The sequence below is a fragment of the Streptomyces swartbergensis genome, assembly GCF_002148965.1.
Lineage (GTDB): Bacteria > Actinomycetota > Actinomycetes > Streptomycetales > Streptomycetaceae > Streptomyces > Streptomyces swartbergensis.
Genome location: NZ_NGFN01000323.1, coordinates 1 through 9,761 on the forward strand (window position 1 = coordinate 1; position 9,761 = coordinate 9,761).

At 69.2% G+C, this 9,761-nt stretch carries 11 protein-coding genes and 1 rRNA gene; 8 read left to right on the forward strand and 4 right to left on the reverse strand.

The features are described 5' to 3' along the window. The first annotated feature begins 259 nt into the window (after positions 1–259). From CA983_RS34675 to CA983_RS34685, 3 genes are all read left to right on the forward strand, one after another. Positions 260–1,429 (forward strand): GAF domain-containing sensor histidine kinase, encoded by a 1,170-nt coding sequence (locus tag CA983_RS34675; protein WP_086604727.1) that lies wholly within the window; start codon positions 260–262, stop codon positions 1,427–1,429. Further along, a complete protein-coding gene (locus CA983_RS34680) occupies positions 1,422–2,063 on the forward strand; it encodes a response regulator (RefSeq protein ID WP_086604728.1) in 642 nt (213 codons plus the stop codon). Before CA983_RS34675 ends, CA983_RS34680 begins: the two co-directional genes overlap by 8 nt. 156 nt (positions 2,064–2,219) lie before the next feature. Continuing rightward, entirely contained in the window at positions 2,220–2,462 is a 243-nt protein-coding gene (locus CA983_RS34685) for a chaplin (protein WP_086604729.1), read from the forward strand. 244 nt (positions 2,463–2,706) lie between these two features. On the opposite strand, the gene CA983_RS34690 is transcribed toward CA983_RS34685, so the two are convergent. Then, complete coding sequence (locus CA983_RS34690; RefSeq protein ID WP_086604730.1) at positions 2,707–3,492, reverse strand: hypothetical protein; 786 nt, start codon at positions 3,490–3,492, stop codon at positions 2,707–2,709. A gap of 161 nt (positions 3,493–3,653) precedes the next feature. Between CA983_RS34690 and CA983_RS34695 the strand changes: the two genes are divergently transcribed. The 3 genes from CA983_RS34695 to CA983_RS34705 all read left to right on the forward strand — a co-directional run bounded on the left by CA983_RS34695 (position 3,654) and on the right by CA983_RS34705 (position 6,070). Further along, the gene (locus CA983_RS34695; protein ID WP_086604731.1) at positions 3,654–4,451 is read left to right on the forward strand and encodes an ABC transporter ATP-binding protein; all 798 of its coding nucleotides are present in this window, start codon (positions 3,654–3,656) and stop codon (positions 4,449–4,451) included. Positions 4,452–4,546: 95 nt separating this feature from the next. Next, complete coding sequence (locus CA983_RS34700) at positions 4,547–4,978, forward strand: NfeD family protein (protein ID WP_086604732.1); 432 nt, start codon at positions 4,547–4,549, stop codon at positions 4,976–4,978. Between the two features lie 132 nt (positions 4,979–5,110). Further along, positions 5,111–6,070, forward strand: coding sequence for an SPFH domain-containing protein (locus CA983_RS34705; RefSeq protein ID WP_086604733.1), 960 nt, complete (start codon positions 5,111–5,113; stop codon positions 6,068–6,070). Positions 6,071–6,150: 80 nt separating this feature from the next. Here CA983_RS34705 and CA983_RS34710 read toward each other — a convergent pair whose 3' ends face one another. From CA983_RS34710 to CA983_RS34720, 3 genes are all read right to left on the reverse strand, one after another. After that, positions 6,151–6,657, reverse strand: coding sequence for an HNH endonuclease (locus CA983_RS34710; RefSeq protein WP_010037688.1), 507 nt, complete (start codon positions 6,655–6,657; stop codon positions 6,151–6,153). A 210-nt stretch (positions 6,658–6,867) separates the two neighbouring features. Beyond that, positions 6,868–7,407, reverse strand: coding sequence for a YbhB/YbcL family Raf kinase inhibitor-like protein (locus CA983_RS34715; RefSeq protein ID WP_086604734.1), 540 nt, complete (start codon positions 7,405–7,407; stop codon positions 6,868–6,870). Positions 7,408–7,460: 53 nt separating this feature from the next. Then, a complete protein-coding gene (locus CA983_RS34720; protein WP_086604735.1) occupies positions 7,461–8,243 on the reverse strand; it encodes a sporulation protein in 783 nt (260 codons plus the stop codon). Between the two features lie 145 nt (positions 8,244–8,388). Between CA983_RS34720 and CA983_RS34725 the strand changes: the two genes are divergently transcribed. Both CA983_RS34725 and CA983_RS34735 read left to right on the forward strand, forming a co-directional pair. Beyond that, positions 8,389–9,039: a DNA-3-methyladenine glycosylase gene (locus tag CA983_RS34725; RefSeq protein WP_086604736.1), complete on the forward strand. Its 651-nt coding sequence runs from the start codon at positions 8,389–8,391 to the stop codon at positions 9,037–9,039. A 525-nt stretch (positions 9,040–9,564) separates the two neighbouring features. After that, positions 9,565–9,761 (forward strand): 16S ribosomal RNA (locus tag CA983_RS34735); the annotation flags it as partial.

Sequence of the window (9,761 nt, forward strand, 5' to 3'; positions counted from 1 at the left end):
CCGGTGATGATCGCAACCGGCATGATCCGCTCCCTCGTCGTGATCGGGTGCACTCAACGTAGGAACAGGACCACCCCGACCGCCTCGGACGCGGGCCGCAGACCACCGGGTCCCTTCGCCCTACGCCACCGGCCCGGCGCCCCCGGTCCTACGCCACGCCGCCCGGCCGCATCGGCCCCGCGACCTAGGCCCACCGGACCGGGCGCCCGCCGCCGGCGGTCCGATCCGCGCTGTCACAGCCCGCCGGTACCGTGAGGACATGAGTCACGGTCCCCGGTCCGGCCTCGCCGCGGTGAGCTCCGCGCTGCTGGCCATGAGCAGGCATCTCGAGGTGCGCGACGTCCTCAAGACGATCGTCGCCTCGGCCCGCGAGCTGCTCGACGCGCAGTACGCCGCGCTCGGCGTCCCGGACGACCACGGCGGCTTCGCCCAGTTCGTGGTCGACGGCGTCAGCGAGGAGCAGTGGAAGGCCATCGGCCCGCTCCCGCGCCAGCACGGCATCCTCGCCGCGATGCTCCACGAGGCCAGGGCCGAGCGCCTCGCCGACGTCCGCAAGGACCCCCGCTTCGAGGGCTGGCCGAGCGCCCACCCCGACCTGGTCGACTTCCTGGGCCTGCCGATCCGTGACGGCGACGAGGTCATCGGCGCGCTGTTCCTGGCCAACAAGCTGCGTCCTGTGGGGGAACACCCCCCATGCCCCAAGCCCGAGGGCGGTTGCGGCTTCACGGCCGACGACGAGGAACTGCTCGGCATCCTCGCCCAGCACGCGGCGATCGCCCTCACCAACGCCCGCCTCTACGAACGCAGCCGCGAACTCACCATCGCCGAGGAACGCTCCCGCCTCGCCCACGAACTGCACGACGCGGTCAGCCAGAAGCTCTTCTCCCTCCGCCTGACCGCCCAGGCCGCGGCCCGCCTGGTGGACCGGGACCCCTCCCGCGCCAAGGGCGAACTCCAGCAGGTGGCAGCCCTCGCCGCCGAGGCCGCCGACGAACTGCGCGCCGCCGTCGTCGAGTTGCGCCCCGCCGCCCTCGACGAGGACGGCCTCGTGGCCACTCTCCGGACGCAGGTCCAGGTCCTCGACCGCGCCYACTCCGCCCACGTCACCTTCGCCGCCCGCGGCGTGAAGGCCCTGCCCGCCTCCCAGGAGGAGGCCGTCCTGCGGGTCGCCCAGGAGGCCCTGCACAACGCCCTGCGCCACTCCGGCGCCGACCACGTCGACGTGACCCTGGACCGTCACGGCGGCGGAGCCGTCCTGCGGGTCACGGACGACGGCAGCGGGTTCGACCCGATGGCGGTCCGCCGCGCGGGGCGCCATCTGGGCCTGGTCTCGATGCGGGACCGGGCTAGCGGGGCCGGCGGCACGCTGACCGTGGAATCGGCGCCCGGCAAGGGCACCACGATCGAGATGGAGGTCCCCGGTGGCTGACGCAATCAAGGTGCTGCTCGTCGACGACCACCAGGTCGTCCGCCGGGGCCTGCGCACGTTCCTGGAGGTGCAGGACGACATCGAGGTCATCGGTGAGGCGGCGGACGGTGCCGAAGGAGTCGACCGTGCTGAGGAGTTGCGGCCCGACGTCATTCTCATGGACGTCAAGATGCCGGGCATGGACGGAGTCGACGCCCTGCGCAGACTCCGCGAACTGGACAACCCCGCGCGCGTGCTGATCGTCACCAGCTTCACCGAGCAGCGCACGGTGGTCCCGGCCCTGCGCGCGGGTGCCGCCGGCTATGTCTACAAGGACGTCGACCCCGACGCCCTCGCCGGAGCCATCCGCTCCGTCCACGCCGGGCACATCCTCCTCCAGCCGGAGGTCGCCGACGCCCTGCTGTCCCAGGAGGAGGCCAACTCGGGCCCCGGCAGGGCCGGTTCGCTCACCGAACGGGAGCGCGAGGTGCTCGGCCTGATAGCGGACGGCCGCTCCAACCGGGAGATCGCCCGCGCCCTCGTCCTCTCCGAGAAGACCGTCAAGACCCACGTCTCGAACATCCTGATGAAACTCGATCTGTCCGACCGAACGCAGGCAGCCCTGTGGGCCGTTCGCCATGGCGTGACCGGCTGACACGCTCATCCCACGGCAACACGGAGGGTTCCGTTCCGGACTGAGATTCATACCGTCGTGGGAATGTCCCCCACATGGCGCATCCTCGGTGGATCTCCGCCGTTCTCCAGTGCGTGCTGCGGCGCCTGCCGCGGCAATCGCAAGGAGGGCTCAGAAGTGAAGAACCTGAAGAAGGCCGCTGCCGTGACGATGGTGACCGGTGGCCTGCTGGCCGCGGGCGCGGGCATCGCCTCCGCCACCAGCGCGCACGCCGACGGCCAGGCCGTGGGCTCCCCGGGCGTCGGCTCGGGCAACGTCGTCCAGGCCCCGGTGCACGTCCCGGTCAACGTGTCCGGCAACAGCGTGAACGTCGTGGGCATCCTGAACCCCGCCTTCGGCAACCACGCCGTCAACCACTGACGCTCCACCTCCGTCTCCGAGCCGGAGGTGACCCCGGCCTCCCAGCAACGCCTGGGAGGCCGGTCTGGTCTGCTCAGCTGCGGGCAGCCGTGCCGCTTGGGCGGCACGGGTGGGCGCAGCGGCACCCCGCAGCGCCGGGTTGCGCACCCACTCGCCCTCAGGACAGACGCAGAGCACCTGCACAACCGACAGTCACCGCACCGCACCCCCGCTCAGCACCAACGCCGAGCACCAGAAACCCCAGTCACCGCACCCCCCGCTCCCGCTCCTCCACAACGGAGTTGTACGCCGCGACCTGCGCCCGCCGAGCCGTCCGCTCCACCGGCCGCAACGCCTCCCGCCGCGCAGAGATCTCGGACGCACTCACCGCACCCCCGGGCCCACTCTCCGTCGCCACATCGATGAGCGTCCCCACCCGCTGCGCCAACTCCAGCACCCGCACCGCCCGCGACGGATACCCGGGCGCCAGCACCTCCCGCCCCCGCTCGGCCCGCGCCCGATACGCGTCGACCGCCGCCTCCGCCACCGGCCCCGACCCGGCCACATCCAGCCGCGTCAGCGCCTCGGTCGCCTCCCTCAGGGCCTCCGCGAGCTCCCGCTCCGCCTCACCCAGCGACGGCACATCCGCGGGCGGCGCCTCCCGCACGGGCAGCACATGCCACACCACCTCGACCTGCACACCCTCGGGCCCGGCCTCGTACACGTCCGGCACCAACCCCAAGGCGGCCCCGTAACAGACCACGGCCTCCTCGGCCTCCAGCGCCCGCGCGTTGAACTCCGGCGGCCCGCTCAGCCCCAGCGGATGCCCCGGCGCGGGCAGCGCCACCCGCAGCCCGGTCACCCCGAGCGTCCGCAGCCGCCCCAGTGCGAGCGTCAGCCCGACCTGGCCCGACTCACCCGGCAGCCCCTCCACCCGATGCACCGCGTCCTCACCGACGATGGCGAGCACGGCGTCGTCCGGAGAGACAAGTCCGGCCAATAGGGCATTTCCCCAAGCTGCGAGACGTCCAGCGCGCGGTTCCGTGAGCATGCTCCCACCCTAGGACCCTCCAAGGACCGGACCGAGGGAATGTCCGGGCCGAACGGTGGCGTAGATTTCATGGAGGGCTGCGCCCACCGGCGCGGCGGACCGAGCCACAGGCTTACGCGACAGCCGAGACCGGCCACACTGCAAGGGGAGACAACGCGCTCATGAGCGATGTTCTGGAGCTTCAGGACGTATCTGTGGTCCGCGAGGGCCGGGCTCTGGTGGACCAGGTCTCCTGGTCGGTCAAGGAGGGCGAGCGCTGGGTCATCCTGGGCCCGAACGGCGCCGGCAAGACCACCCTCCTCAACCTCGCTTCCACCTACCTCTTCCCCAGCTCGGGCACCGCCGCCATCCTCGGCGAGACCCTCGGCAAGCCCGGCACCGACGTCTTCGAGCTGCGGCCGCGCATCGGCATGGCCGGCATCGCCATGGCCGACAAGCTCCCCAAGCGCCAGACGGTCCTGGAGACGGTGCTGACCGCCGCGTACGGCATGACCGCCACCTGGCACGAGGACTACGAGGAGATCGACGAACAGCGCGCCCGCGCCTTCCTCGACCGCCTCGGCATGAGCGAGTACCTGGAGCGCAAGTTCGGCACGCTCTCCGAGGGCGAGCGCAAGCGCACCCTCATCGCCCGCGCCCTGATGACCGACCCCGAACTGCTGCTCCTCGACGAGCCCGCCGCCGGCCTCGACCTCGGAGGCCGCGAGGACCTCGTCCGCCGCCTCGGGCGTCTCGCCCGCGACCCGATCGCCCCCTCGATGCTCATGGTCACCCACCACGTCGAGGAGATCCCCCCGGGCTTCACGCACGTCCTCATGATCCGCCAGGGCAAGGTGCTGGCCGCCGGCCCGATGGAGCTCGAACTCACCTCCCGCAACCTCTCCCTCTGCTTCGGCCTCCCGCTCGTCGTCGAACAGGCGGGCGAGCGCTGGACGGCACAGGGCCTCCCGCTGTCCTGACCCGGCCCGCCGCTTCACAAATCCCAAAGTAAGAACGGCATTTCACACGCCGGGCGCCCTGTCGGCGACGGGGCCGTCGGACCTACCATGACCACGTGGAAATCGACGCATGGCTGTGGTGGCTGATCGGCGCGACAGCGCTCGGCATCGCGCTCGTGGTCACCGCGATGCCCGAACTCGGCATGCTCGCGGTGGGCGCCATCGGCGCCGCGGTGGTCAGCGGGGTCTTCGGCGGCGGAGCCGTCGCCCAGGTCGTCGTCTTCGCCGTCATCTCGACCGCGGGCATCGCCGTCGTACGGCCCATCGCGAACCGGCATCGCGCCCAGCGACCCCAATTCGCCACCGGTGTGGACGCGTTGAAGGGCAGACAAGCCGTCGTCCTGGAACGTGTCGACGCCTCCGGCGGCCGGATCAAGCTGGCCGGAGAGGTCTGGTCCGCCCGCGCCCTCGACACCGACCGCGCCTACGAAGTAGGCCAGGAAGTAGACGTCGTGGACATCGAGGGAGCCACCGCGATCGTCATGTGACCTCGCAGGACGTAACTGGAGTGAACTCCTCGCCAGCTACGCGACGGTCTGACAGACTCGACCAGCAAGATCTTCGACAACCATAAGAGCTGCCGAAGGCGCCGAAGCGGAGAAGGGACACGGGGAACGACGATGGAACCGGTCATCATCGTCCTGATCATTCTGGTGGTGTTGGTCTTCATCGCCCTGATCAAGACGATCCAAGTCATCCCACAGGCCAGTGCGGCCATCGTCGAGCGCTTCGGCCGCTACACGCGGACGCTGAACGCCGGCCTCAACATCGTCGTCCCGTTCATCGACACCATCCGCAACCGCATCGACCTGCGCGAACAGGTCGTGCCCTTCCCGCCGCAGCCGGTGATCACCCAGGACAACCTGGTCGTCAACATCGACACGGTCATCTACTACCAGGTGACCGACGCCCGCGCCGCGACGTACGAAGTCGCCAGCTACATCCAGGCGATCGAGCAGCTCACGGTCACCACGCTCCGCAACATCATCGGCGGCATGGACCTGGAGCGGACCCTGACCTCCCGCGAGGAGATCAACGCGGCCCTGCGCGGCGTCCTCGACGAGGCCACCGGCAAGTGGGGCATCCGCGTCAACCGCGTCGAACTCAAGGCGATCGAGCCGCCCACCTCCATCCAGGACTCGATGGAGAAGCAGATGCGCGCCGACCGCGACAAGCGCGCCGCGATCCTCCAGGCCGAAGGTGTCCGGCAGTCCGAGATCCTGCGCGCCGAAGGTGAGAAGCAGTCGCAGATCCTGCGCGCCGAAGGTGAGGCCAAGGCGGCCGCCCTGCGCGCCGAGGGCGAGGCCCAGGCCGTCCGTACGGTCTTCGAGGCCATCCACGCCGGCGACCCGGACCAGAAGCTGCTCTCCTACCAGTACCTCCAGATGCTCCCCAAGATCGCCGAAGGCGACGCCAACAAGCTCTGGATCGTCCCCAGCGAAATCGGCGACGCCCTCAAGGGCCTGTCCGGCGCCATGGGCAACTTCGGTGGCCTGGGCGGCGGTTCCGGCGGCAACTCAGGCGCGTCCGGGGGCGGCGTCCCCGCCCAGGAACGCCGCGAGAAGCCGTCCCTCGACTGACCCGGCACGCATGAAGGGGGCCCGCTTCCCAAAGGAAGCGGGCCCCCTTCATGCGACAGCCAGTCAGTCAGCCAGCCAGACTAGGCCGCAGGCTGGGCCAGCCACTCCGGCAGCGCGTCGAAGTCGTCCTGCCCCAGCGCCAGCAGCATCGCGTCCGCCGGAGTCGGCTCGAACGGCTGCCGCAGCAGCGGCATCCCCGCCTCCTCCGGAGTCCGGTTCGCCTTGCGGTGGTTGTCCTGAGCACACGAGGCCACCGTGTTCAGCCACGTGTCCTGACCGCCCTGCGACCGCGGCACCACGTGGTCCACGGTCGTCGCCCGCCTCCCGCAGTACGCGCACCGGTGCCGGTCCCGGACCAGCACACCCCGCCTCGACCACGGCGCTCGTCTTCGGAAGGGCACCCGTACGTACTGGCAGAGCCTGATCACACGGGGCGCCGGTATGTCGACCGCGGCTCCCCGCATCCGCAGTTCGGGGTGGGCCTGCTCGACGACGGCCTTGTCCTGAAGCACCAGAACGACGGCTCGGTTAAGCGTCACCGTCGACAGCGGCTCGAAGCTCGCGTTGAGTACCAGCGTGTCCCGCATACCAGCCCACCTCCCGTGTGCACCGGCCCACCCCCTGGCGGGCTGGGATCAACTCTGGCCGGGCACGCCGAGATGGACAACGCAATATCTGCTGCTCCCACGAGGGGTGACCCCCGCGACCCCCGGCAACAAAAATGCCCGCTCCTGATCAATTCCAAGACCAGGAGCGGGCAAACGTTCCGTGAACGCTGGGATAGAGCGGCGGCCTGCTCAGCCCTCGGCGGGCACCTCGTACTCACCGATCAGCTGGGCCCGCCCGATCGTGTGGAACCGCAGGTTGAAGCCCACGACGGCCGGCGAAGCCTCCGCGTCCGGCCCGAGCTTCTCCTGGTCCACGGCATACACCGTGAACACGTACCGGTGCGGCCCGTCCCCGGGCGGCGGCGCGGCACCGCCGAACTCCTTGCCGCCGTAGTCGTTACGAGCGTGGATCGCACCCTCGGGCAGACCCTCGAACTTGCCGCTGCCCGCACCCGCCGGCAGCTCGGTCACCGACGCCGGGATGTCGAACAGCACCCAGTGCCAGAACCCGCTGCCCGTCGGAGCGTCGGGGTCGTAGCAGGTCACGGCGAAGCTCTTGGTCTTGGGCGGGAAGCCCTCCCACCGCAGCTGCGGCGAGGTGTTGCCGGCCGCGTAGACCTGAGCGTCCTTGAGCGTCGCCCCCTCCTGGACGTCCTCGCTCGTCACCGTGAACGACGGCACGGGCGGATGGAAGTCGTGGGGGAGCGGCCGCCGCTTGAGCTCGGTCACCTCGGTACCTCCTGGATCGGTTCTTGCAGTCGATCCCGAGCCTAGGCCCTCTCCTAGAACCAGCTGCGCTTGCTGCCGACCTCGGAGAGCCACTGGTTGATGTACGCCGTCCAGTCGGTCCCCTGGTAGTCGTTCAGCCCCACCTGGAAGGACCGGAAGGTGTCGCTGCCCTCGCTGAACAGCCCCGGCTTCTTGTCCATCTCCAGCACCACGTCCATGGCGTGCTGGTCGGCCACGAAGCTCAGCTCGACCTGGTTCAGCCCCCGGTACTGCTGCGGCGGGTAGAACTCGATCTCCTGGTAGAACGGCAGCTTCTGCCGCGTACCCCGGATGACACCGCGCTCCATGTCCGCGTTCTTGAACCGGAAGCCCAGCTGGATGAACGCGTCCAGGATCGCCTTCTGCGCCGGCAGCGGGTGCACGTTGATCGGGTCCAGGTCACCGGAGTCCACCGCCCGCGCGATCTCCAGCTCCGTGGAGACCCCGATGTGCATCGAGCGCAGCTCCTGCCCGTCGATCGTCGTGATCGGCGTCTCCCACGGAATCTCCAGCCCGAACTGCACCGCGTGCACCGCGTTCGCCTGAAGCTCGAACGCCCCGCCCAGCCGCGACTTCGTGAACTCGATGTCCTGCTTGTACTCCTGGTCGCCGCTCTCCACCTCGACCTTGGCCTGCAGCCCTACCGAGAGCCCCTCGATCTGCTGGTTCACGGACCCGCCCTGAATCCGCACCTCACCCTGGACGACACCGCCCGGCACGACGTTGACCTCGTGCAGCACCGTCTCGACGGAAGCCCCGCCGGCCCCCATGCTCGCGAGCAGCTTCTTGAACGCCATGTCTCTCCCTCTCGCCCACTACGGGTGGATCCTTGATCCGTACAAACGCGATCCGGCCGTGGCCGGTTCCATGCCCTCACCCTGGCAAGGCCGGCGCCCTGAGGCCACCCCGCCGCGCCACCCGTCTCCAGTACCCTCGGAGGGCATGATCGCGACCCCCGACCGTACGCCCCTGTCCAGGGAGTTCTTCGACCGGCCCGTCCTCGATGTCGCCCCCGACCTCCTCGGCCGCATCCTGGTACGCACCACCCCGGACGGTCCGATCGCCCTTCGCCTCACAGAGGTCGAGGCCTACGACGGTGCCGACGACCCCGGCTCCCACGCCTATCGCGGCCGGACGGCCCGCAACGGCGTGATGTTCGGTCCCCCCGGGCACGTATACGTCTACTTCACGTACGGCATGTGGTTCTGCATGAACCTGGTGTGCGGTCCCGAGGGCAAGGCGAGCGCGGTCCTGCTGCGCGCCGGCGAGATCATCGAGGGCGCCGAGCTGGCCCGCACCCGTCGACTCTCGGCCCGCAACGACAAGGAACTGGCCAAAGGCCCGGCCCGTCTTGCCACGGCCCTGGGCGTGGACCGCTCCCTGGACGGCACGGACGCCTGCACCTCCGACGCCACACCCCTGAGGGTCCTCACGGGTACGCCCGTACGCCGTGACCAGATACGCAACGGCCCACGCACCGGAGTCGCGGGCGACGGCGGCAACGGCGACATCCACCCCTGGCGCTTCTGGGTCGCCAACGACCCGACGGTGAGCCCCTATCGGGCCCATGTCCCGAGGCGCCGCCGAAGTTGACGCGTCCCCGCAGGATGCGTAATGTATCCCGAGCCGCTTGACCCGGGTACGGCATTCGCCAGCAGCCGGAAGCGGCCAACCCACTACCTAGCCACTCCCCTCAGCAGGGGTGAATTCGGCGTGCTCGCACGTCTGAATTCGGCGCCAACGGACTCGATTATGAGTTGGACGGCGAATCGGTTAACGTAGTGAATGTCGAAAGGCCGACGAGCGAAAGCCAAGGCCGCCCGGCAAATCCCGCCGACAGGGAATCGGATCGAGAAAAGGATCTGATAGAGTCGGAAACGCAAGACCGAAGGGAAGCGCCCGGAGGAAAGCCCGAGAGGGTGAGTACAAAGGAAGCGACCGTTCCTTGAGAACTCAACAGCGTGCCAAAAGTCAACGCCAGATATGTTGATACCCCGTCTCCAGCATCAGCTGGGGCGAGGTTCCTTTGAAAAAACACAGCGAGGACGCTGTGAACGGTCGGGCTTATTCCGCCTGACTGTTCCGCTCTCGTGGTGTCGACCGGATTACCGGTACACATTCACGGAGAGTTTGATCCTGGCTCAGGACGAACGCTGGCGGCGTGCTTAACACATGCAAGTCGAACGATGAACCACTTCGGTGGGGATTAGTGGCGAACGGGTGAGTAACACGTGGGCAATCTGCCCTGCACTCTGGGACAAGCCCTGGAAACGGGGTCTAATACCGGATACTGACCACCTTGGGCATCCGAGGTG